This window comes from Actinomycetospora termitidis (assembly GCF_030286555.1).
GTDB classification, from domain to species: domain Bacteria; phylum Actinomycetota; class Actinomycetes; order Mycobacteriales; family Pseudonocardiaceae; genus Actinomycetospora; species Actinomycetospora termitidis.
In genome coordinates this window covers 550,686-573,567 of record NZ_JASVWF010000003.1, presented here as the reverse complement: position 1 = coordinate 573,567, position 22,882 = coordinate 550,686, and the positions used below count along the sequence as shown (strand labels likewise).

Here is a 22,882-nt window from a genome sequence, read left to right as displayed (position 1 = left end):
TCCGGACCGCCCGATTTCCCCATCCTCGCCGTGCCGTCCCGTGGTCTCAGAACATGTATGGAACGCAGGTGCGGAGTCGAGAGCCGTCGATCCCCCGCATCTTCGGATCAAGGACCGGACATGTGCCTGACCTGCACCGGAGATCACATCCGACCCACCCCGGCCGGGCGTTGCGCCGTGGCGATCACGGGGGTGTGATGTGGCCGCCACCACGCTGACGGGCGTGATGGCGTCGTCGCGCGCGACCGGCCCACACCGGCCGCGTCCCGACGGCCCACCACCACGACGACGTGCTCGCCTCCTCGACCCGCGGGACGCGGACGGGGGCGTGTGTGAGGAGTGAATCCATGGCACGCATCCGGACCACCGTCGACGGCCTCGTCTACGAGGACGACGTCGAGCCCCGCATGCTGCTCGTGCAGTACCTGCGGGAACGACTGGGCAAGACCGGCACGGTGATCGGCTGCGACACCAGCAACTGCGGTGCCTGCACCGTCCACCTCGACGGCCTGTCGGTGAAGTCCTGCTCCGTGCTGGCCGTCCAGGCCAACGGCAGCGAGGTCCTCACCGTCGAGGGGCTCGAGCGCGACGGTCAGCTGCACCCGGTCCAGCAGGCGTTCCACGACAACCACGCGCTGCAGTGCGGTTACTGCACGCCCGGCATGATCATGCAGTCGATCGACCTGCTCGGGGACAACCCGGACCCGACCGAGCAGGAGGTCCGGGAGGGCATCGAGGGCAACCTCTGCCGCTGCACCGGCTACCAGAACATCGTGCGCGCGGTGCAGGACGCGGCCCAGAAGATGAAGCCGGGCGCGTCGGCCTCCCAGCCCGCGACGTCCTCCGTCGCCGGGGGCGGTGCCTGATGACCACGGTCGAGAACAGCGCCCCGGCGCAGGAGATCGGGCGCGACCGCCGCCGCAAGGAGGACCGTCGGCTCATCACCGGGCGCACCCGGTGGACCGACAACCAGGCCATCACCGGCCTGCTCCACCTCTCCATCGTGCGCAGCCCCTTCGCGCACGCGGAGATCGGCAGCATCGACACGAGCGCCGCCAAGCAGGTCCCGGGCGTCGTCGCGGTCTACACCGCGGCCGACATCGGGGCCGACGCGGTGCAGCTGCCCTGCGCGTGGCCGATCACCAAGGACATGAAGTCCCCGCAGCGTCCCGCCCTGGCGGGGAGCCGGGTGAACTTCGCCGGTGAGGGCGTCGCCGTCGTCGTGGCCCGCACCGCGGCCGCCGCGAAGGACGCCGCCGAGCTGGTCGAGGTCGACTACTCCGAGCTCGAGCCCGTGCTCGACATGGAGGAGGCCCTCAAGGAGGGCGCGACCCTCGTCCACCCGGAGCTGGGCACGAACGAGAACGCCCAGTGGGTGTTCGACTCGGGCGAGGCCGGCTCGGGCGGGTCCGCGTCCGAGGCGATCGCCGCGGCGGAGAAGGCGGACGACCAGGTCGTCATCACGCGCCGCTTCCGCCAGCAGCGCCTCGTACCGGTCTTCATGGAGCCGCGCTCCACCGTCGTGGACCCGACCGGCGAGCAGCTGGTCATGTGGTCCTCGACCCAGGTGCCGCACATCCTCAAGACGATGCTCGCGCTGACCCTCGGGCTGCCCGAGCACAAGATCCGCGTCATCGCGCCGGACGTGGGCGGCGGCTTCGGCGGCAAGATCGCCGTGGCGCCGGAGGAGGTCGTCACCCTCCTGGTGGCCCAGAAGCTGGGCAAGCCGGTGAAGTGGACCGAGACCCGCTCGGAGTCCCTGCTCACCGCCCACCACGGCCGCGACCAGATCCAGGACCTCACGGTCGCCGTCACCAAGGACGGCGTCATCAAGGGCCTGGACGTCAAGCTGATCGCGGACATGGGTGCCTACCTCGGCCTGGTCGGGCCGGGCGTGCCGATCCTGGGCGCGTTCATGTTCAACGCGATCTACAAGATCCCGGCCTACCGGTTCGACTGCACCAACGTCTTCACCACCAAGACGCTCACCGACGCCTATCGCGGCGCCGGGCGCCCGGAGGCCACCTTCGGCATCGAGCGGATGATGGACGAGGTCGCCGTCGAGCTCGGGATCGAGCCGATGGAGCTGCGCAAGAAGAACTGGATCAAGCACGAGGAGTTCCCGTTCACCACGGTCAGCACGCTGACCTACGACACGGGCAACTACGAGGCCGCCACCGAGCAGGCCATGTCCATGTTCGACTACGACGGCCTGCGGCGTGAGCAGCAGGAGCGCCGCGACCGCGGTGACGTCAAGCAGCTCGGCCTCGGCATCTCGACCTTCACCGAGATGTGCGGCCTCGCGCCGTCCCGCGTGCTCGGCTCGCTGGACTACGGCGCCGGCGGCTGGGAGACCGCGGCCATCCGCATGCTCCCGACCGGCAAGGCCGAGGTCGTCGTCGGCGTCAGCCCGCACGGGCAGGGTCACGAGACCGCGTTCTCGCAGATCATCGCGGACAAGCTGGGCATCCCGTTCGAGGACGTCGAGATCCTCCACGGCGACACCCAGTCGTCCTACCGCGGGCTGGACACCTACGGGTCGCGCTCGCTCGCCGTCGGCGGCATCGCGATGGTCAAGGCGGCCGAGAAGGTCGTCGAGAAGGCCAAGCCGATCGCGGCGTACATGCTCGAGGCCTCCGAGGACGACCTCGAGTTCACCGCGGGCAAGTTCTCGGTCAAGGGCACCGACAAGGGCGTGGGCATCCAGGACGTGGCGCTGGCCGTGTTCGCCGCCCACGACTACCCGGAGGGCATCGAGCCCGACATCGACGCCCACGCGACGTTCGACCCGGAGAACTTCTCCTACCCGCACGGCACCCACCTGTGCGCGGTCGAGGTCGACACCGAGACCGGCTTCGTCTCGCTGTACAAGTACGTCTGCGTGGACGACATCGGCACGGTGATCAACCCGCTGATCGTCGAGGGCCAGGTCCACGGCGGGCTCGCCCAGGGCATCGCCCAGGCGCTCTACGAGGACGCGCCGTACGACGAGTCCGGGACGCTGCTCTCGGGCACGCTGGTCGACTACACGCTGCCCTCGGCGGCGGACCTGATCAGCTTCGACACCGCGAACACGTCGACCCCGTCGACGACCAACCCGCTGGGTGTCAAGGGCGTCGGCGAGGCGGGCACGATCGCCTCCACCCCCGCCGTCGTGAACGCCGTCCTGGACGCCGTGCGGCAGTACGGGGTCAAGGACATCGAGATGCCGACGACCCCGTACCGGGTGTGGACGGCGCTCAACTCCGCCAAGGGCACCGGCGCGCAGTCCGACGAGGCGAACGTCGCCTCGCCCGGCGCCGGCCTGGGCAGCATGGCCAAGAGTGACTCGGTGAAGAACCAGGGAGGCGCGCTGTGATCCCGGCATCGTTCGACTACGTCCGGCCGACGTCGGTCGCGGAGGCCGTGCAGGCGCTGGCCGACGGCGGGGACGACGCGAAGATCCTGGCCGGCGGCCAGAGCTTCATCCCCGTCCTGCGGCTGCGCATGGGTGACCCCTCGCTCGTCGTCGACCTCGGCGGCATCGCCGAGCTCCGCGGCGTCCGCGAGGAGGGCGACAAGATCGTCGTCGGGGCCATGACGACCCACCACGACGTCACCCGGGACGACCTGCTGAACCAGCACGTGAAGCTGATCAGCGAGGCGACGAAGACGGTGGCGGACTTCCAGGTCCGCCACCGCGGGACCCTCGGCGGCGCCCTGGCGCACGCCGACCCGGCCGGTGACCTCGCGGCGCCCACGCTCGCGCTGGACGCCGAGTTCGTCATCGCCGGCCCGGACGGCGAGCGCACCGTCGCCTCCGCCGACTTCTTCGAGGACTACTTCACGACGGCCATCGGCCCGCAGGAGATCCTCACCGCGATCCGCTTCCCGAAGTACACGGGCTGGGGCGCGCGGTACGAGAAGTTCAACCGTGTCGCGCAGGCCTGGTCGATCGTCGCGGTCGCGGCGACGGTCAAGGTCGAGGGCGGCACCATCACCGACGCACGCATCGGCCTGACCAACATGGCAGGCACGCCCGTCCGGGCGCGGGGTGTGGAGTCGGCCCTGGTGGGGCAGACGATGAGCGAGGAGACGGTCCGCGCCGCCGCGCAGGCCGCCGCCGAGGGCACCAGCCCCACGTCGGACGCCGACGCCGGCTCGGACTACCGCGAGCACCTCGCGAAGGTCCTCACCGGTCGCGCGGTGCTCGCCGCGGCCGGCTGACACTCCCGGCCCAGCGCCCTACCGTGAGGCCCGTCCCAGTCCGGGGCGGGCCTCACGTGCGTCCACCCACTCGCCAGGAGGCGTAGATGCAGCTCGAGAACACCTTCACCGTGCCGGTCGCGATCGACACCGTGTACGACGCCATGAACGACCCCGAGAAGATCACGCCGTGCTTCCCGGGCGCCACGCTGACCTCCGCCGACGGTGACGACTTCACCGGCACCGTGAAGGTCAAGCTCGGCCCGATCTCCATGACCTACAAGGGCAAGGGGACGTTCGTCGAGCGCGACAAGTCCGCGCACAAGATCGTCGTCGACGCCCAGGGCCGCGACTCCCGCGGCAACGGCACCGCCTCGGCGAAGGCCACCCTGACGATGTCCTCGGAGGGCCCGGAGTCCACCAAGGTCACCGTCCTCACCGAGATGCAGGTGACCGGCAAGCCGGCCCAGTTCGGCCGCGGCGTGATGTCGGACGTCGGTGACAAGATCCTCGGCCAGTTCGCGTCGTGCCTCGCGGACGAGTTCGCGGACGCCCCGGCCCCGGAGGCGGCGCCCGCGTCGGCGCAGTCCAACGGGTCCGCCGCCCCGGTCTCGTCCGGCACCGAGCCGGTCTCCGGCGCGGCCACCCCGGTCTCGCAGCCCGCGTCGCCGGCGCCGGTCGCCGCCGGTTCCGGAGCGCCCGAGGCGGCCCCGATGGCCTCCACGGTCGCCGAGGCCCGCAAGGCCGACGAGGCCGCGGCGGTCCCCGGCGGGTCGCCCGCGTCGGGCGCCGGCCCGCGCCCGGTGCAGTCGGCCCCGAAGCCGAAGCGCCAGCAGGCCGAGGCGATCGACCTGCTCGACGCCTCGTCGGACGCGCTGACCAAGCGCCTGGTGCCGGTCGCCGCCGGCGTCGGCGTCCTGGCGCTGATCCTGCTGATCATCCGGCTCGCCCGCCGCTGATCGTGTTCTGAGCGAAGGGCCCCTTCGGTCGAGCAGACCGACCGAGGGGGCCCTTCGCTCGTTCCGTCGGCCCGCGGGAGGGGCAGGATGTCGACCATGGACTCCGGACCCCTCGCAGGGCTGCGCGTGCTCGAGATGGGCACGATCATCGCCGGACCGTTCGCGGCCCGGATCCTCGGCGACTACGGCGCCGACGTCGTCAAGATCGAGCCGCCGGGCCGGCCCGACCCGCTGCGCGACTGGGGGCAGGGCGAGTACCGGGGCGAGCACTTCATGTGGACGGTGATCGGCCGGAACAAGCGCTGCATCACCCTCGACCCCCGCAGCGGGCGCGGCCGGGAGCTCTTCCTGCAGCTCGTGGAGCGCACCGACGTCATCGTCGAGAACTTCCGCCCCGGCACCCTGGAACGCTGGGGGCTCGGCTTCGACGTGCTCGCCGAGGCCAACCCCGGACTCATCCTCGGGCGGGTCTCCGGCTACGGCCAGACCGGGCCGTACGCGTCCAAGCCCGGCTACGCCTCCGTCGCCGAGGCGATGAGCGGACTGCGCGGGATCAACGGCTACCCCGACCAGCCGCCGCCCCGCACCGCGGTCTCGCTCGGGGACTCGCTGGCCGGGATGGTCGCGGTCCAGGGCGTGCTGGCGGCGCTGTACTCCCGCTCGGTCACCGGGAAGGGGCAGGTCGTCGACATCGCGATCACCGAGGCCTGCCTGTCGGTGCTCGAGTCCTGCATCCCGGAGTACGACAAGCTCGGCCGCGTCCGCCGGCCCGGCGGCACCCGGCTGGACGGGATCGCGCCGTCGAACATCTACCGGAGTGCCGACGGGCTGTGGATGGTCGTCGCCGCGAACCAGGACACGGTGTTCACGCGGCTCTGCGCGGCGATGGGTCGCCCGGAGCTCGCGACCGACGAGAAGTTCGTCGACCACGGTGCCCGCGGCCGGAACCAGGACGAGATCGACGGCATCGTCGCCGACTGGGTGGCCTCGAAGCCCGCCGACGAGGTGCGCGAGCTGCTCGACGCGGCCGGGGTGATCGTCGGGCCGGTGAACACGATCGCGGAGGTCGTCACCGACGAGCAGTTCCTCGCCCGCGACATGATCGTCGCGCACCACGACGAGCGGCTGGACGAGGACGTCCTCGGACCCGGCGTCGTCCCCACCTTCGCCGGGACGCCCGCCCGCGTCCGCCGCGCCGGCCCGCGGCTCGGGGCGGACAACCACGAGGTCTACGGCGAGCTGGGGCTCTCCGAGGACGAGATCGCGGAGCTCGCGACGCAGGGCACGATCTGATGGTGCGCATCGGTCACGCGGCCCTCTCCGGACCCGGCGCGCTCAGCGGCACGACGGTGCTGCTGCCGGGTCCCGACGGTGCCGTCGCCGGCGTCGACGTGCGCGGCGGCGGGCCCGGTACCCGGGAGACCGACGCGCTCGACCCGCGCACGCTCGTCGACCGGGTGCACGCCGTCGTGCTGTCCGGCGGCTCGGCGTACGGGCTGGCGGCCGCGACCGGGGTGATGGACGCGCTGGGGGAGGCCGGGATCGGGTTCCCGGTGGGCGGCCCCGGGGAGGTCGTGCCGATCGTGCCCGCCGCGGTGGTGTTCGACCTCGGACGCGGCGGCGACTTCCGGCGCCGGCCCGACGCGGCGCTCGGGGCCGCGGCGTACGCGGCCGCGGTCGAGGGGCCGTCCCCGATGGGCGTCGTCGGAGCCGGCACGGGCGCCGTCGTCGGGGGCCTCAAGGGCGGGGTCGGGACGGCGCGCGTGGCGACGGAGGCCGGCGAGGTGACCGCGCTCGTCGTCGTGAACGCGGCGGGGTCGGCCGTCGACCCGCGGACCGGAGAACTGTGGGCCGCACGGCACCTCACCCCGGACGACCGCACACCCCCGCCCCTGCCCGACGACAGGTCGGGTCTGCTCGAGCGGCTGTCCGCGGCGGCCGCGCCGCCGACGCTGAACACCACGATCGGCGTGGTCTGGACGGACGCGACGCTGTCGGTCGCCCAGTGCTCCAAGCTCGCCGCGGTCGGCCACGACGGGCTCGCCCGCGCGATCCGCCCGGTGCACGGCATGACCGACGGCGACACCTTGTTCGGTCTCGCGACGTGCGATCGTCCGGCGCCGGACCTCGGGGGCGTACAGGCCCTCCTGACGGCGGGGGCGGACGCGGTGACCCGGGCGGTGGGCAACGCGGTGCTCGCGGCGGAGTCGGTCGGCGGCTTCCGGAGCTACACCGAGGTGGTGCTGGGCTGATGCGGCTGCGCGTGGCCACCTGGAATTTGTGGTGGCGCTTCGGCGACCCGGACCGGCGACGCCCGGCGATCCTGGAGACCCTGCGTGCCCTGGACGCGGACGTGATCGGCCTGCAGGAGGTGTGGTCGCGCGGCGACACCGACCTCGCGACCGAGCTGGCCGCGGAACTCGGGATGCACGCGGTGTTCGGGGCGTCGCCGGACCCGTCGTCGTGGACCTCGCGGGTTCCGACGGACCACGGCATCGGCAACGCCGTCCTCGCCCGCTGGCCGGTCCACCCGCTGCACCTCGAGGGTCTGACCGGGACCGGCCGGGTGCTGCTCGGGACCACCGTCGACACCCCGGTCGGCTCGTGGCACGTGCAGTCCGCGCACCTGACGTCGTCGGTCACCGGGTCCGCGCAGCGCTGCGAGCAGGTCCGGGTGATCGCCCGGCACGTCGTCACGGCCCCGCCGACCGACCTGCCGCCCCTGGTGCTCGGCGACTTCAACGCCGAGGCCGCCTCCGACGAGATGCGCCTGGTCGAGGGGCACCTGACCGCGCCCGCGGAGCCCGGCCTGGTCATGGTCAACGCCCGGCGCTGGGCCGCCGACCCGGACGAGCCGACCTGGACCCCGACCAACCCGTACGTGGCCCCCAGCGGCTCCCCGCCGTCGCGGATCGACCACGTGCTCCTCGGCGCCGGGCGGGGGAGCGTGCCGCTGCGGGTGGCCGGGACGGCGGTCTTCGGCGACGGTCCGGGCACCGACGGGGTGTGGCCGTCGGACCACCACGGCATCCTGGTGGACCTGGAGGTGGTCGCGTGACGGTGGCGCACCCGTGGGTCCGCGACGCGGCCGGGCCCTCGCTGATCCTCCCGGACGGCTGCCTGGACGTGATCGTCCGTCCGGACGGCCAGGTGGTCGTCGCCGGCCCGGACGCGGTGGCCCGCGAGGCCGAGGGCGACGGCCGGTTCCGTGGCGTGCGGTTCTCGCACGGCGTCGGTGCGTTGGTGCTCGGGGTGCCCGCCGAGGAGCTGGTCGGGCGGACGGTGCCGCTGGACGACGTCGTCGGGCGGGTTCCCGACGCCGGGTCCTGGCTGCGCCGGCGGCTGGCCGACCTCCCCGACGACGGGCCGTGGGCCCAGGTCGTGTTCGACGCGTCCGCGCGCGGCGTGCCGGTGGCGGCGATCGCCGACGAGGTCGGGCTCTCCGCGCGGACGCTGCAACGACGGTGCCGGGCGCGGTTCGGCTACGGGCCGCAGCACCTCCACCGCGTGCTGCGGCTCCAGCGGGCCCTGACCCGTCGTCGGGAAGGGATCTCCTGGGCGGACACGGCGGCCGCGGTGGGCTACGTCGACCAGCAGCACCTCTCCCGCGAGGCGCGGGCGCTGACGGGACGGGCGCCCACGGCGCTCGGGTGAGCGCGATCGCCCCGCCGAGTGCTACACCTGGCAACTTCCGGAGCCCGCCGGCATGCCTGACTTAGCACTCGCGGACGGAGCAGCGCCGAGGCGTTCGCGAGAGGTACATCAGGCACCTCGCGCGGCTCGGGAAGGTGCCTGGTGTGCTTCTCGGCGCGGGGCGTCAGGACGAGGCCGCGAACAGGTCGACCCCCACACCGTCCGGATCGAGCACCGAGGCGTACCGCTGACCCCACACCGCGTCGAACGGCGCGAGGTGCCCGCGGTACCCCTCACCCACCAGTCGCTCGTAGGCGGTGTCGACATCGGCGGGGGAGTCGCACTCCAGCGCGAGGCCCACCCGGCCCTCGCCGGTCGGCGGCGTGAACGACGGGTCGAACGACGCCACGGTCTCCTCGGTGTCCAGGAGCAGGCGCAGGGCGCCGAACGGGACCTCCACGTGCGGCGCGGGCTCGTCGGGCACGGCCAGGCCCAGCGAGCGGTAGAAGGCGAGCGAGGCGGCCATGTCGGCGACGACGATCCCGACGGCGGACGGCTGGAGCTTCATGGCGTGGGAGGCTAGGCCGGTGACGGCGTCGGGGTCGTGGATCCATCGGACAGTCGCCCTCGACTTCACCGCACCGCTGCGCCCGGACAACCTCTACGGGCACCTCGTCGCGACCGCCGTCCCCGGCGTCGAGGAGTGGTTCGACGGCGCCTACCGCCGCACGCTGCGGCTGCCGCACGGACCCGCCGTCGTGAGCCTGCTCCCGCCGCTCGGCGGCGTCGTCGAGGCCGAGCTCCAGTGCGATCCCGACGACCGGGCGGAGGCCGTCCGGCTCGCGCGGCGCCTGCTCGACCTGGACGCCGACCCGGCCGCGGTCGACGGGGCACTGCGCGCGGACCCGGTCCTGCGTCCGCTCGTCGACGCCGCTCCGGGTCGCCGCGTGCCGGGCAGCCCCGACCCCGACGAGTTCGCGGTCCGCGCCGTGCTGGGGCAGCAGGTCAGCACCGCCGCCGCCCGGACGCACGCCGCCCGGCTGGTCCGCGCCCACGGCACCCCGCTGCCCGACGGTCTGGCCCCGGAAGGCTCGTCGCTCACCCATCTCTTCCCGACCCCGCACCAGCTCACCGCCCTGACCGACGACGAGCTCGGGATGCCGGCCAGCCGCAAGCGCACGCTGCACGGGCTGGTCGCCGCCCTCGCCGACGGGTCGGTCGACCTGCGCGGCCCGCACGCGCGCGACCAGCTCGGCGCGCTGCGCGGCATCGGGCCGTGGACCGTCGACTCGGTCGCGATGCGTGCGCTCGCCGACCCGGACGCGTTCCTGCCCTCCGACCTCGGCATCCGCGTCGCCGCGAAGCAGCTGGGGCTCCCGGAGCGCGACCGTGACCTCGTCACCCGTGCCGAGGCGTGGCGGCCCTACCGCGCCTACGCGACGCAGTACCTCTGGGCCGCCCTCGACCACGCCGTCAACACGATGCCGGTCTGAGGCCGAGATCCGGTTCCGCCGAGCGGACCGATCGGTCCCCGCCCCTCTCCGCTCGGCGGAACGGGATCTTGCCCGCTCGAGGCGTCAGAAGAGCATCGACTCCACGGCCTCGAGGTCGAGCAGCGAACGCTTGACGTCCAGCCCGCCCGCGTAGCCGGTGAGCGAGCCGTCCGAGCCCACCACACGGTGGCAGGGGACGACGATCGCCACCGGGTTGCGCGCCATCGCCCCGCCGACGCGCCGCGAGTCGGACAGCGGCAGCCCGACCTTCGTCGCGAGCCCGCCGTAGGTGATCGTCGAGCCCCACCCGACGTCGTCCAGCCCCCGCAGCACCCGACGGTGGGCCTCGGAGATGCCCGACAGGTCGACCGGCACGGTGAACTCCCGCAGCCGGCCGTCGAGGTAGGCGTCGATCTCGCGACGGGCGAGGTCGAGCACCGCCGCGTCGTCGGGGCCGGGCGACTCCGGCCCGGTGAACCCGACCAGCGTGAGCCCGACCCCGGACGCCTCCAGGTGAAGCGGTCCGATCCGTGTCTCGTGCACCAGCGTCATGCCCGGGAGAACACCGTCACGACGACGGGTGTTGCGCGCCGGCCGGCACCGGCTCCGGCTCGCGCCGGGCGAACGCCGGGGCCCGCTCCGGGCGGAACCCGACGCCGATCAGGTAGGCGGGCAGGATCGTCGCCGGCGGGACGGCGGCCATGAGGCGCCGCACGGCGGCCGGGGGACCGCTGCGTCGGCCCTCGAGGACCGGGCGCAGGATCGCACGGTGCATGACGCGCTGGAGCGTCTGCACGAGCACCGTGGGCAGCACCCGCCGGCGTCGGACGGCCGCGAGCTCCTCCGGGGTGACCTGTCCCCGGAGCAACGGCTCGGCGAGCAGGGTGGCCGCGGCGACCGCGTCCTGGATCGCGAGGTTGATGCCGACCCCGCCGAGCGGGGACATCGCGTGGGCCGCGTCGCCGAGGCACAGCAGTCCGTCGACGTGCCAGCGCCGCAGCCGGTTCAGCTGCACCGACAGCAGCTTGACCTCGTCCAGCGAGGTGATCGTGTCCATGCGGTCGGCGAACTCCGGGATGAGCTCGGCGACGTCCGCGCGGAACGCCTCGAGCCCCCGCTCCCGCAGCGCCGCGTCCGAGCCCGGCGGCGTCATGTAGGCGACCTGGTAGTAGCCCTCGCGCGGGATGAGCAGGCCGAAGCGCCGGTCGCCCATGCGCGGGGAGAGCGCGGTCATCGTGTCGTCGGCGTGCCGGGGCAGGCGGAACCACCAGACGTCCATCGGGCAGGCGTACTCCGTGATCGGCAGGTCGACCCCGGTGCGGGCCGTCGACGTCCGGCCGTCGCCCGCGACGACCAGCGTGGCCCCGATCTCGCCCTCGACACCGTCGGCGGTCCGGTACCGCACCCCGGTGACGCGCTCGCCGTCGCGGCGCAGCCCGGTCACCTCGGTGTTCATCCGCAGCGTGAAGGACGGCTCCCGGCCGGCCGCGTCGGCGAGGAGATCCAGCAGGTCCCACTGCGGCACCATCGCGACGTACGGGTGCCGGACCCCGAGCGCCGCGAGCCGGGTGAAGTCCCCGACCCGCAGCATCGGTCCGTGGCCGACGGCGGCGCCGGGCCGCATCGGCTCCGTGGGGAAGGCGACCTCGTCGACCCGGCTCTGGGGCAGCGCGGCGAACCGCTCGCCGAGCCCGAGGTCGTCGAGTAGGTCCAGCGTCGTCGGGTGGACCGTGTCGCCGCGGAAGTCGCGCAGGAAGTCCGCGTGCTTCTCGAGCACCGTGACCTCCACGCCCGCCCGGGCCAGCAGCAGGCCGAGCATCATCCCGGCCGGCCCGCCCCCGACCACGCAGCACGTCGTGCGCTCCATCGCGCCCACCTCAACTCACTGATCGATGAATTCCTCCGTCCCGAACGGTACGGCCTCGCCGCGTGGAATTCAACGGCAGGTGAGTTCGGATAGGGTGACGGCATGGCCAGGCGGGCGGCAGGACGGCGCCCCGGGGACTCCGGGACCCGCGAGGCGATCCTCGCCGCGGCGCGGGCCCGGTTCACCGAGCAGGGGTTCCGGGAGACGACGATGCGGTCGGTCGCCGCCGCGGCCGACGTCGATCCCGCCCTGGTCCACCACTTCTTCGGGAGCAAGGAGGGGCTGTTCGCGACCGCGATGGCCTTCCCGTTCAACCCGGCCGACATGGTGGCGGGGCTGCTCGCGCAGGGTGTGGACGGCCTCGGCGAGCGCCTCGTCCGGACCCTGCTCGTCACCTTCGCCCGGCTCGGGCCGGCCAACCCGATGATCGCCCTGCTCCGCTCCGCCGTCGGGCACCCGCCGGCGGCCCAGATGCTCCGGGAGTTCCTGACGGGGGCCGTGCTCGACCCGGTGGCCTCCGCCGTCCGGGCCGATCGCCCGCGCCTGCGGGCGGAGCTCTGCGCCTCGCAGGTGGTCGGCATCCTGGTGGCCCGCGAGGTGGTGGAGCTGCCGGAGCTGCGGGCGGCGGACACCGCCACGCTGGTCGCCGCCTACGGGCCGACCCTCCAGCGCTACCTCACCGCGGACCTCTGAGCCCGCGAGGTGGTCAGGCCGGAGGCGCCGGCAGCCGCGGGACGGACTCGCGCGCGAGCTGCACGGCCAGGTCGCACGCGCGCAGGACGTCGACGGGCAGCTCGACGACGACCCGCACGACCTCCCACTGCTTCGGGCCCGGGCGCACGTAGTAGTTCGTGATGTTCCACGGGACGAGCACCTGGCAGGCGGACCCGAACTGGCCCGGGTAGCTCGAGACCTGACCCTCGCGCCCGGGGCGGATCTCCGGCCGCAGGTCCCTCGGCGTGGGGTACGGCGGCAGCGTGTCCATGGCCACGAAGTCGAGCCACGCCACCGGCTGTCCCGGGGCCGGGGTCCCGACGAAGCAGTGCCGGTCGGCGAACCCGACGTAGCGCGGGGGGTCGGTGAGTCCGAGGCGGGCGGACGGGTCGCCCAGCGCGGCACACGCGTCCCCGCGTTCGAGCACCGACTCCGGCTGGTGGCTCGGCCCGTGGGTGATGCCGGTGCCCGCGAGCCGCGCGAGTCCGAACCGCAGGGCCCGCTCGGCCACCTGGCAGTCCGCGACCGGAGGCGGTCCGCCGTCCGCGCCGATGCGGGCCTGCTCGGAGATCGTCCGTCCGGCGAACATCACCAACGTGCCGTCGACGAGCCGGACGACGCGGCGGCACACGTCGTAGGTCGGCAGCGGGCGCAGGATCGTGGCGCTCCCGGCCGGCTCGGGCGGCTCGGCCGAGGTGATCGTCATCGAGCGCTCGTGGGCGAACGACGCCTCGGCGCTCTGCGGGCGGTAGGGCTCCGCCTGCCCGATCAGTCGACAGGAACCGACCGCGTCACCGACTCCGGGGTAGGGCGACGGCGGGATCGTCCCCGTGAACAGCTGCGGGTCCAGCAGCGCGCACGCGTCCGCCGTCCGCGGATCGCCCGTCATCGCCACCGGTCCGAGAGCGGAGACCGGCGGTGGTTCGGCGCTCCCGGAGCACGCCGTGCCGAACAGGACGACGAGGGCGATCAGGACGGCGGGTGCGACGCGGCGCATACCCGTAGTGGTAGCAGTGCGTGATCGATCCCGGCGAGGATGCCACCCGTTCGGCCCAGCGGGTGGTCAGCCTCCGGCGAAGGGCGGCAGCACGTCGAGGACGGCACCGTCGGCCAGGGCCTCGTCGCGCGCGTGCACGGCGGTGCCGTCGAGCAGGAACGACGAGGCCGCCAGCACCTTGACGAGGGCCTCGCCGTGGTCGGCGGCGACCGCCTCGACCAGCGCGGCGATCGTCGTGCCGGCGGGCACCGTCATCGGCTCGGAGGCACGGCCGGCCGCGGCCTTCGCGCCGGCGAAGTACCGGACCGTGACGGTGACGGTGCGGGTGTCGACGGAGCTCGTCATCATCCTCCGATCGCGCTCATGGGTCGGTCGGGCTGCAGGAACCCCGGGTCGTCGATGCCGTGCCCGGGCTTCTTGCCCCACATCGCGACCCGCCAGGCGGTCGCGATCTCGTCGTCGGTGCCGCCACCGCGCAGCAACGACCGGAGGTCGTTCTCGCTGCGGGCGAAGAGGCAGGTGCGCACCTGGCCGTCGGCGGTCAGTCGGGTGCGGTCGCAGGTGCCGCAGAACGGCCGGGTGACCGAGGCGATGACGCCCACGCGGGCGGGCCCGCCGCCCGGGCGCTCCCACCCGTCGACCAGGAACCGCTCGGCCGGGGCCCCGCCGCGCTCGGCGGGGTCGGGGCGCAGCGAGAACCGCGTGCGCAGCGAGTCCAGGATCTGTTCCGCGGTGATCATGCGGTCGCGCTGCCAGGAGTGGCCCGCGTCGAGCGGCATCTGCTCGATGATCCGCAGTTCGTAGCCCTCGGCGAGGGCCCACCCGAGCAGGTCGGGGGCCTCGTCGTCGTTCAGGCCCGGCATGAGCACCGTGTTGATCTTGATCGGACCGAGGCCCGCGTCCCGCGCGGCGGCGAGGCCGTCGAGGACGTCGCCGAGCCGGTCCCGCCGGGTGATCTCGGCGAACCGCTCCGGGCGCAGGGTGTCGAGCGAGACGTTCACGCGGTCGAGCCCCGCGGCGGCGAGCCGGCCGGCGCGCTTCGTCAGGCCGAGACCGTTCGTGGTCACCGACGTGTCCGGGCGCGGGTCGAGCGCGGCCGTCGCGGCGACGATGTCCTCGAGCCCGCGGCGCAGGAGCGGTTCACCGCCGGTGAAGCGGATCTCCTGGACCCCGAGGTGCTCGACCGCGACCCGCACGAGCCGGACGACCTCGTCGTCGGTGAGGGCCTCCTCGGTCGGCATCCAGTCCAGGCCCTCGGCGGGCATGCAGTAGGTGCACCGCAGGTTGCAGCGGTCGGTCAGGGACACGCGCAGGTCGGTGGCGACCCGGCCGTAGCGGTCGGTGAGCCGCGCGTCGTCGGGGCGGTCGGCGGGGGTGGTGGTCCCGGTGGTGTCCGACGTCCCCGGGACGGTGGGCACGCCGAGGTCGAGGATGGTCATCGCCCGCCACGATAACCGCGTCGCGGAGTGCGCGTGAGGAGCATCTCCGCAGGTCCGGGCGATGATCCGCAGATGCGGCACCCGTGATCGTGCGCTCTACGCAGCTGCGGGACGGGGACGCGGGAACCGTGCGAACGGACAGGTACCCGGCCGTCACCCGCGTCCCGCCGCATCCCCCACCCGGGTGACACGCCGAGTGTCGTCCGCGTGCACCGTCCCGGCCCCGACGGTCACTAGCGTGCCGGGCGTGGCCGTCATCGGGACCCCTGTGCGCCCGTCGTCCGGCCCTCCGCGCCGGGGACGCGGCCGCGGGCGCGCGGTGGTCCTGACGCTGGTGCTGCTCGCGGCCGTCGTCGTGGTCGGCGGGCTCGCCCTGGCCGCGGACACGCCGGTCCGGCCGCAGACCGCGGCGGTCGAGCGCGGCAGCGTCGTCGCGCAGGCCCGGGTGGGCGGGACGGTGGTCAGCCGGGCGTCGTCGTCCGCGTCCTTCCCGGTCGACGGCGTGGTCGCGTCGGTCGACGTGCTCGCCGGCGGCGTGGTGAGCACGGGCGACGTGCTGGCGACCCTCGACGACCGGGCCGCCCGGCCCCGGGTGGAGGCGGCCGAGGCCGCGCTGGCGGCCGACGAGCGGGCGCGTTCCGCGGCCGGGGTGGCGCCGCTGCCGGACCCGGTCGCCCTGGCCCGCCTCGACGCGACGGTCTCCGCCGACCGGGCGGCGCTCGCCGAGGCCCGTCGCGTCCTCGACGGCGGGGTGCTGCGTGCCGCGCAGGACGGGACGGTGACGACGGTGCGCGTGCAGGTCGGCGACCGGGTCACGGCGGACTCCCCACCCGCCGTCGAGATCGCCGACCTGACCGGGCTCGTGGTCCGCGTCGGCCTCGACCCCGCCCAGGTCGCCTCCGTGCTCACGGGGCGCACGGCCTTCGTGACGCCGGCCGCGGACACCCCGGGCGCCCCCGCCGGCACACGGCAGAGGGGCGAGGTCGTCGACATCGCCCCGGCGCCTGGGGCGGACGGGCGCTATGCGGTTGCGATCGCCGCCCCGCTGCCCGACTCCGCGCGGATCGGGCTCCCCGTCGACGCCGAGGTCGTGCTCGCCCGCCGCGACGGCGTGCTCGTGCTGCCGCCGGCCGCGCTGCGTCCCGGGCCGACGCCGGGGATGGCGACCGTCCTGGTGCAGCGGGGTCAGGGTCCGGGCGGGGCGGTGGCGACGACGGTGCGGCTCGGGCTCGTCGGCGACGACGGGGTCGAGGTCGTCGACGGCGTCGGGGAGGGCGACGTGGTCGTGCTCGGCGGCGCGGGGGCAGGAGCCGGGGTCGGGGTGCCCGCCACCGATCCGTAGGTCTCGCCCACCCGCGCGACCCCCAGGTCGGCGGTGGCGGTGCCCTGGTTCGAGGTGTCGCGGTAGAGGCCGACCTTCCAGTAGTCCTGCTTGCCCTCGTAGAGCGTGCCGCCCGGCGGGCGGAACCCGGCGACGCGCTGTTGCCCGTCGAGCCACACGTCGACGCGACCCTTCTCCGGGTCGGAGGAGAAGACGATCCCGACGACGATGTCGACCGGGCGCCCCGTGACCGCGGGCGCGATGTCGGTGGAGAACAGCCGGGACCCGCCGGGCCGGCCGAACCCGCCGCCGAGGCGGAACTTCCCGTCCTCGATCCGTAGCTCCAGCGGTGGCGACCCGGTCCCGTCGTTCTTCCACTGGGTGGCGAGCTGGAAGCCGCCCGGGTCCAGCGGGAACGACGGGGGCAGCGTGTAGGTCAGGCGGAAGAACCGCGTCTGGCCCTCGCCGAACTCGTCGACGTCCGGCTCGACCTCCGCGCGCTGCGAGCCCGCGGGAACGGTGAAGCGGATGGTCTTCGCGGGGCCGTCGACGACGGTCACCGTGGAGTCGTCCGTGATGTTCCAGGGCGTGTCCTTGAACCCGCCGAGGCCCTTCGTGGCGATCGCGCCGTCCCAGATCAGGCCGGTGGTCGAGGCGGTGGAAGAGGTCGTCGGGGTGGTCGACGTCGTGGTCGCGTCGGCGGCCCGGAGGGCCTGCGGCCGGTCGGTCGGGATCGTCGGGGGGCGGACGCAGACGGTCGGGAGCGGCACGGGCAGGCCGGACGGCACCGGCAGGCACGAGGGGTCGCTCGGCCGGGACGTGGTGGTGGTCGTGGTGGTCGTCGGCCCGGTGGTGGTGGTCGTCGGCCCGGTGGTGGTGGTCGTCGGCCCGGTGGTGGTGGTCGTCGGCTCGGTGGTCGTCGTGGGTGGGGTGGTCGTGGTGGTCGGCGTCGTCGTCGACGGCGGTGGGGTGGTCGTGGTCGGCGTCGTGGTGGTCGGCCCGGTCGTGGTCGGCCTCGACGGGTGGTCCGGCCGGTCGGGGTGGTGCGGGCGCGTCGAGGTCGCCGTCGAGGACGTCGTGCTCGACGACGGGCTCGTGGTGCTCGTCGTTCCCGGCGAGGTCGACGAGGCGGTCAGCCACGCCCCGCGCGCGGCGGGCACCGCGGAGCCGTCGGCGGTGCCGCGCAGGACGAGCCGGACCTGCACCTCGGAGGTGGGTGCGGCGAACTGCGCGGGCGCCCGGTCGCGCACCGCCTGCCACGGACCCCAGCGGCCGTCGGGGTCGAGGCCGCGGGCCTCGAGGTCGACCTCGGTGCCGGGCGGCCGGTCCGCGGTGACGGTCCCGGCGAGCTCGCGGGTGGGGCGGAGCAGGCGGCGGGGTGCGACGGTCAGGATGCCCTCGGGACGGACGCCCGGCGTCGGGAGCGGCCGGACGGCGCCGTCGGCGAGGAGGACCCCGGTGTCGTCGCCGCCCTCGAGGGCGAGCTCCGCGGCCCAGCTCTCGCCACCCGGCTCGGGGACGACGATCGCCGGTTCCGCGACCGCGACCGTGGCGCCCGCGAGCAGCAGGGAGGCGAGGACCGCGCTGGTGACGGCGGCCCGCCGACGAGCGAGCACCCTCGGTGCCCGCGCGGGCGGGGTGACCACCCCAGGTGCTCGATGATCATGGCCCGGCGCGGTCCCGGCCTCCCCGCCGCTGCGGGACGAGCGGTCAGCACGCGGGGACATCGGGGACCTCCAGGTCGGTCGCTGGGACGTAGCGGTCGGGTGCGAGCCGCAGCCAGCGGCCGTCGTCGGGAACCCGTGCCAGGGCCTGCGCGCCAGACCCGGACCCGGTGGCGCACTCGACCGGCACCCGGGAGCGCGGGGCGACCGTCCCGACGTCGGGCGCGTCCGGGGAGGGTGCGGACCGCACGGTCAGCACGTCCCCGTCGCGCGCGGTCCCGGCCGGTCCGGTGCCGGTCCAGAGGTAGGCGACGTCGACCCAGGAGTTGTCCGCCAGCCGGAGGTCGTCGCGGAAGGTGCCGTCCGCGAGGTCGATGCCGGCGGGGTTCGCGACCCGGCGGCCGAGGCCGTCCCGGCCGCCGGCGTAGCCGTCCCGGGCGGCCTGGGCCTGCGGGACGCCGCGGGGGAGGTCCCGGAACGACTCCCGGTCGGTGCCCCAGTAGTCGTCCTTGACGTTCCACGGGCCGACGTCCCACACCGGGGCCCAGGTGCACCGGCCGTTGTCGGCGCAGACCCGCACCGTGTAGTCCCCGGTGTCCTCGGGGGAGAGGCCGCGGCGGGAGGGCAGGGCGACGAAGCGGTCGTCGGAGACGATCCGGTGGCCGTTCGCGGTGGTGTTGCCGACCAGGCCGATCCGGGTGGCGAACACCCGGGCGCCGAACGGGGTGGCGACGGCGGGTGCGGACAGCCGCCGGGGTGCGGGGGTCGCGTCCGCGGTGAGCCAGAGGCGGCGCAGGGACGGGCTCTCACCGTTCCCGCCCGCCACGAGGGTGACGCGGACCTGCACCTGGAGCGTCGGGCCGGGCAGCTGGGCCGGACCCTCGGGGCCGCTCGCGGACCACTCCGACCAGGACCCGTCGTCGCGCAGGCCCCGCACCGCGACCAGCACCTCGGAGCCGGCCGGGGTGTCGGCGGTGACCGCGGCGGAGACCCGGTCGGCGACCGCGCCGAGGCGCCGCGGCGCGAGCAGCAGCGTGCCCTCGGCGGGGGACGGGCCCGAGGTGGTCCGGCGGGGCGCGGTGTCCGCGAGGCGGATCGCGCCGTCGCCCGCGACGACGTCGACGTCGTCCCCGCCTGCCACGGCCAGCTCGGCGCCCCAGGTCTCGCCGGAGGGGACCGCCCGCGCCGTCGTCGGGACGAGCGGGACGGCCACGAGCACCGCGGCGGCCACCACGACGACCGCGAACCGCATCAGTTGGCGCACGACGATCATGAGAGCGACGCGGGTCGGGTGTGCGCAATACGTAGTCGGCGTAACGCACGTGAGTGATGACCGAGCGGGTGAATTACACCGATGTCGTGATCTTCGGTGTGGCGAACGGCTGCGTCCCTTGTCGCCCGGTAGAGCTACGGGAGGACACGATCGTGTGAAGGAGCCGCGCGATGGGGGGCACCTGCGTGGTGCACGACGAGCGGGAACAGGCGCGCCATCGCCTGGAACTGCTCCTGGCGGCCGCGGGGGAGGCCGACGAGGTCGTGGTCGCGAGCGACCTCGACGACGTCCTCGCGCGCGCCGCGGCGGGCACCGCGGACGTCGTCGTGCTGGGAGTGTCCCGTGGGGGGACGGTCGGGCAGGACGTCGCCGACGTGCGCTCGGCGGCCCCGGACGTCCCGGTCCTCGTCGCCGGGCCGTCGGACGCGCCCGCGGTCGTCGCGGAGGCCCTGGCGGCCGGCGCGGTCGGCTACCTGCGCTGGGACGCCCCGCGCGCCCTGACCCGCGTCCTCGCCGCCGCCGCGGCCGGGGCCTCGTCGGACGAGGACCTGCTCGTGCCCTCGGACGACGGCGTCCGGGTCGACCTCACCGCGCAGCGCGCCCTGGAGCTGTCCGTGCGCGAGCTGCAGGTGCTGGTCGGGATGAGCCGGGGGATGACGAACGCCGACATCGGCCGGCGGCTCTACCTGTCCTCGGCGACGGTGAAGACCCACGTCGCCCGGCTGTTCCGCAAGCTCGGCGCGACCGACCGCGCGGAGGCGGTCGGCCGCGCCTGGCGGCTGCAGCTGTTCAGGCTCGGGCCTTGATCTCCACGCGCGCCACGGAGCGCAGGTGGACCTCGTCGGGCCCGTCGGCCAGGCGCAGGGCGCGGGCCCAGGCGTAGGCCGAGGCGAGCGGGAAGTCGTCGGAGACCCCGCCGCCACCGTGCACCTGGATGGCGCGGTCGATGACCCCGCAGGCCATGCGCGGGCACACGACCTTGATGGCCGCGATCTCGCTCGCGGCGCCCCGGGACCCCACCTTGTCGATCAGGTCCGCGGCCTTCTGGACGTAGAGCCGCGCCTGGTCGATCTCGATGCGGCTCTCGGCGATCTGCTGCTGCACCACGCCCTGGTCGGCCAGCGGTCCGCCGAACGCGATGCGCTCGTTGGCGCGCCGGACCATCGCGTCCAGGGCGCGCTCGGCCATCCCGATCAGGCGCATGCAGTGGTGGATGCGACCCGGGCCGAGACGCGCCTGGGAGATGGCGAAGCCGCCGCCCTCCTCGCCGAGCAGGTTCGAGACCGGCACGCGGACGTCGTGGAACTCGATCTCGCAGTGCCCGTGCTGGTCCTGGTAGCCGAACACCGGCAGGGCGCGGGTGATGTGCACGCCGGGGGTGTCGCGTGGGACCAGCACCATCGACTGCTGACGGTGCTTCGAGGCCTCGGGGTCGGTCTTGCCCATGACGATGAAGATCGCGCAGCGCGAGTCGGCGGCGCCCGAGCACCACCACTTCTTGCCGTTGATGACGTACTCGTCGCCCTCGCGGCGGATCTGCGTCTCGATGTTCGTGGCGTCCGACGAGGCGACGGCCGGCTCGGTCATCGCGAACGCCGAGCGGATCTCGCCGGCGAGCAGCGGTGCCAGCCAGTCCTGCTTCTGCTCGGCGGTGCCGAACAGGTGCAGGGTCTCCATGTTCCCGGTGTCCGGGGCCTGGCAGTTGATCGCCTCCGGGGCGATCACCGGGGACCAGCCGGTCACCTCCGCGACCGCGGCGTACTCGAGGTTGGTCAGGCCCGACTCGGAGGGCAGGAAGAGGTTCCACAGCCCGCGGTCGCGGGCCTCGGCCTTCAGGTTCTCGACGACGGGCGGGAGCTCGTGCTCCGCGGGGGTGCCGCGGCGCTCCTCCCGGAACGCGTCGTACTCGGCCTCGGCCGGGAGGATCGACTCCTCCAGGAAGGCGCGCATCCTCTTCGTGTAGTCGGCCGCCGCGGCGCTGGGTGCGAAGTCCACGCGCCCGACTCTCCCACCGCCGTCGGCCGACCGCGAGAGTGGTGATCGACCCGCAGTGGCCGCGCGGACCCGCCGCTTCGGGAAATGCCCCTCGACCGGGGGAGCGCGACCGTACGTGCGGCCCTACACTGCCGCTCCGTGACGCACTTCCGGATCGCCGAGGCAGCCCGCCTGCTCGGTGTCAGCGACGACACCGTGCGGCGGTGGACCGACGGCGGGTCCCTCCCGGTCGAGACCGACTCCAGCGGCCGCAAGGTCATCGCCGGGGCCGATCTGGCGTCGTTCGCGCGGGCCTCGGCCCACGCCACCCCCGATCCGTCGGGGGTCGGGCGGTCCGCGCGCAACCGGTTCGTCGGGCTCGTGACCGACATCCAGAGCGACAAGGTCATGTCGCAGGTGGAGATCCAGTGCGGTCCCCACCGCGTGGTGTCGCTCATGAGTACCGAGGCCGTCCACGAGCTCTCCCTCGAGGTGGGCTCCCTCGCGGTGGCCGTCGTCAAGGCCACCCACATCATCGTCGAGACCCCTGGAGGGACCGCGTGAGCACCCGATTCCGTTCCGCGCTCATGGCCGGCGCCGCTGCCGTCCTCGGGCTGGCCCTGACGGCGTGCGGCGGATCCGACTCCGGGTCCGGCCAGCAGGCACAGGCCCCCGCCCGGACGCTCACGGTGTCCGCGGCCGCGTCGCTCACCGGCGCCTACCAGCAGCTCGGCAACGAGTTCCAGGCCGCGAACCCCGGCACCACCGTGAAGTTCAACTTCGGCGGGTCGGACGCGCTGGCCCAGCAGGTCGTCCAGGGTGCGCCCGCGGACGTCCTCGCGACCGCGAGCTCGAAGACGATGCAGACCGCGGTGCAGGCCGGGAAGATCCAGGGCGAGCCGGTGGTCTACGCGACCAACTCGCTGCAGATCGCGGTCGCCCCGAACAACCCCAAGCAGATCACCGACCTCGCCGCGATGGCGCGGCCCGGGGTCATCTCCGTGGTCTGTGCCCCGGCCGTCCCGTGCGGTGCTGCCGCCGAGGCCGCGGAGAAGGCCGCGGGCGTGACGCTGACGCCGGCGAGCGAGGAGCAGGACGTCAAGGGCGTGCTCAACCGCGTCCAGACCGGCAACGCCGACGCGGGCCTGGTCTACGTCACCGACGTGAAGTCCACGCAGGGCAAGGTCACCGGCGTCGACTTCCCGCAGGCCTCGGCCCAGGGTGCGGTGCAGTCCTACCCGATCGGCGTCGTGACCGGCTCGCAGAACGCCGACCTGGCGCAGAACTGGATCAACTTCGTCCGGGGCCCGCAGGGCGCGGCCGCGCTGCAGCAGGCGGGGTTCGTCACCAAGTGACGCCTCGC

22 protein-coding genes are annotated in these 22,882 nt (G+C 74.3%); 13 read left to right on the top strand and 9 right to left on the bottom strand.

The genetic code is table 11. The annotated features are described in order from the left end of the window. Positions 1-347 precede the first annotated feature (347 nt). From QRT03_RS16175 to QRT03_RS16140, 8 genes are all read left to right on the top strand, one after another. Entirely contained in the window at positions 348-866 is a 519-nt protein-coding gene (locus tag QRT03_RS16175) for a (2Fe-2S)-binding protein (RefSeq protein ID WP_286053933.1), read from the top strand. Continuing rightward, a complete protein-coding gene (locus QRT03_RS16170) occupies positions 866-3,358 on the top strand; it encodes a xanthine dehydrogenase family protein molybdopterin-binding subunit (protein ID WP_286053932.1) in 2,493 nt (830 codons plus the stop codon). Before QRT03_RS16175 ends, QRT03_RS16170 begins: the two co-directional genes overlap by 1 nt. Further along, positions 3,355-4,206 carry an FAD binding domain-containing protein gene (locus QRT03_RS16165; RefSeq protein WP_286053931.1) on the top strand — a complete coding sequence of 284 codons (852 nt, stop codon included), beginning with the start codon at positions 3,355-3,357 and terminating at the stop codon, positions 4,204-4,206. Before QRT03_RS16170 ends, QRT03_RS16165 begins: the two co-directional genes overlap by 4 nt. A gap of 86 nt (positions 4,207-4,292) precedes the next feature. Continuing rightward, positions 4,293-5,144 carry an SRPBCC domain-containing protein gene (locus tag QRT03_RS16160; RefSeq protein ID WP_286053930.1) on the top strand — a complete coding sequence of 284 codons (852 nt, stop codon included), beginning with the start codon at positions 4,293-4,295 and terminating at the stop codon, positions 5,142-5,144. Between the two features lie 96 nt (positions 5,145-5,240). Then, positions 5,241-6,437 (top strand): CaiB/BaiF CoA transferase family protein, encoded by a 1,197-nt coding sequence (locus QRT03_RS16155; RefSeq protein ID WP_286053929.1) that lies wholly within the window; start codon positions 5,241-5,243, stop codon positions 6,435-6,437. Then, a complete protein-coding gene (locus tag QRT03_RS16150; RefSeq protein WP_286053928.1) occupies positions 6,437-7,396 on the top strand; it encodes a P1 family peptidase in 960 nt (319 codons plus the stop codon). The genes QRT03_RS16155 and QRT03_RS16150 overlap by 1 nt, the downstream gene beginning before the upstream one ends. Then, positions 7,396-8,202, top strand: coding sequence for an endonuclease/exonuclease/phosphatase family protein (locus QRT03_RS16145; protein WP_286053927.1), 807 nt, complete (start codon positions 7,396-7,398; stop codon positions 8,200-8,202). The genes QRT03_RS16150 and QRT03_RS16145 overlap by 1 nt, the downstream gene beginning before the upstream one ends. Beyond that, positions 8,199-8,798, top strand: coding sequence for a helix-turn-helix domain-containing protein (locus tag QRT03_RS16140; RefSeq protein ID WP_286053926.1), 600 nt, complete (start codon positions 8,199-8,201; stop codon positions 8,796-8,798). Before QRT03_RS16145 ends, QRT03_RS16140 begins: the two co-directional genes overlap by 4 nt. A 163-nt stretch (positions 8,799-8,961) precedes the next feature. Here QRT03_RS16140 and QRT03_RS16135 read toward each other — a convergent pair whose 3' ends face one another. Further along, positions 8,962-9,345, bottom strand: coding sequence for a VOC family protein (locus QRT03_RS16135; protein ID WP_286053925.1), 384 nt, complete (start codon positions 9,343-9,345; stop codon positions 8,962-8,964). Positions 9,346-9,364: 19 nt separating this feature from the next. On the opposite strand from QRT03_RS16135, the gene QRT03_RS16130 reads away from it, so the two are divergent. After that, positions 9,365-10,270 (top strand): DNA-3-methyladenine glycosylase family protein, encoded by a 906-nt coding sequence (locus tag QRT03_RS16130; protein ID WP_286053924.1) that lies wholly within the window; start codon positions 9,365-9,367, stop codon positions 10,268-10,270. A gap of 84 nt (positions 10,271-10,354) precedes the next feature. Here QRT03_RS16130 and QRT03_RS16125 read toward each other — a convergent pair whose 3' ends face one another. Both QRT03_RS16125 and QRT03_RS16120 read right to left on the bottom strand, forming a co-directional pair. Next, on the bottom strand, positions 10,355-10,822 hold the full coding sequence (locus tag QRT03_RS16125) for a methylated-DNA--[protein]-cysteine S-methyltransferase (RefSeq protein WP_286053923.1): 468 nt from the start codon (positions 10,820-10,822) through the stop codon (positions 10,355-10,357). A gap of 16 nt (positions 10,823-10,838) precedes the next feature. Then, positions 10,839-12,137, bottom strand: coding sequence for an FAD-dependent oxidoreductase (locus QRT03_RS16120; protein ID WP_286053921.1), 1,299 nt, complete (start codon positions 12,135-12,137; stop codon positions 10,839-10,841). A gap of 102 nt (positions 12,138-12,239) precedes the next feature. On the opposite strand from QRT03_RS16120, the gene QRT03_RS16115 reads away from it, so the two are divergent. Beyond that, the gene (locus QRT03_RS16115; protein ID WP_286053920.1) at positions 12,240-12,830 is read left to right on the top strand and encodes a TetR/AcrR family transcriptional regulator; all 591 of its coding nucleotides are present in this window, start codon (positions 12,240-12,242) and stop codon (positions 12,828-12,830) included. Positions 12,831-12,843: 13 nt separating this feature from the next. Here QRT03_RS16115 and QRT03_RS16110 read toward each other — a convergent pair whose 3' ends face one another. From QRT03_RS16110 to QRT03_RS16085, 5 genes are all read right to left on the bottom strand, one after another. Beyond that, positions 12,844-13,848: a hypothetical protein gene (locus tag QRT03_RS16110; RefSeq protein WP_286053919.1), complete on the bottom strand. Its 1,005-nt coding sequence runs from the start codon at positions 13,846-13,848 to the stop codon at positions 12,844-12,846. 66 nt (positions 13,849-13,914) lie between these two features. Further along, positions 13,915-14,193: a MoaD/ThiS family protein gene (locus QRT03_RS16105; RefSeq protein WP_286053918.1), complete on the bottom strand. Its 279-nt coding sequence runs from the start codon at positions 14,191-14,193 to the stop codon at positions 13,915-13,917. Beyond that, positions 14,193-15,287, bottom strand: a complete 1,095-nt coding sequence (gene moaA, locus QRT03_RS16100) for a GTP 3',8-cyclase MoaA (RefSeq protein ID WP_286053917.1) — start codon at positions 15,285-15,287, stop codon at positions 14,193-14,195. Before moaA ends, QRT03_RS16105 begins: the two co-directional genes overlap by 1 nt. Positions 15,288-16,472: 1,185 nt before the next feature. Continuing rightward, positions 16,473-18,254: a heparin lyase I family protein gene (locus QRT03_RS16090; RefSeq protein ID WP_286053916.1), complete on the bottom strand. Its 1,782-nt coding sequence runs from the start codon at positions 18,252-18,254 to the stop codon at positions 16,473-16,475. Between the two features lie 64 nt (positions 18,255-18,318). Further along, complete coding sequence (locus QRT03_RS16085; protein WP_286053915.1) at positions 18,319-19,536, bottom strand: hypothetical protein; 1,218 nt, start codon at positions 19,534-19,536, stop codon at positions 18,319-18,321. A gap of 179 nt (positions 19,537-19,715) precedes the next feature. On the opposite strand from QRT03_RS16085, the gene QRT03_RS16080 reads away from it, so the two are divergent. Then, a complete protein-coding gene (locus QRT03_RS16080; RefSeq protein WP_286053914.1) occupies positions 19,716-20,351 on the top strand; it encodes a LuxR family transcriptional regulator in 636 nt (211 codons plus the stop codon). Here QRT03_RS16080 and QRT03_RS16075 read toward each other — a convergent pair. Next, complete coding sequence (locus QRT03_RS16075; RefSeq protein ID WP_286053913.1) at positions 20,335-21,540, bottom strand: acyl-CoA dehydrogenase family protein; 1,206 nt, start codon at positions 21,538-21,540, stop codon at positions 20,335-20,337. The genes QRT03_RS16080 and QRT03_RS16075 overlap by 17 nt on opposite strands. A 138-nt stretch (positions 21,541-21,678) precedes the next feature. Between QRT03_RS16075 and QRT03_RS16070 the strand changes: the two genes are divergently transcribed. Continuing rightward, positions 21,679-22,083: a TOBE domain-containing protein gene (locus QRT03_RS16070; RefSeq protein ID WP_286053912.1), complete on the top strand. Its 405-nt coding sequence runs from the start codon at positions 21,679-21,681 to the stop codon at positions 22,081-22,083. A gap of 23 nt (positions 22,084-22,106) precedes the next feature. Beyond that, positions 22,107-22,874 carry a molybdate ABC transporter substrate-binding protein gene (gene modA / locus QRT03_RS16065; protein WP_425604858.1) on the top strand — a complete coding sequence of 256 codons (768 nt, stop codon included), beginning with the start codon at positions 22,107-22,109 and terminating at the stop codon, positions 22,872-22,874. Positions 22,875-22,882 lie beyond the last annotated feature (8 nt).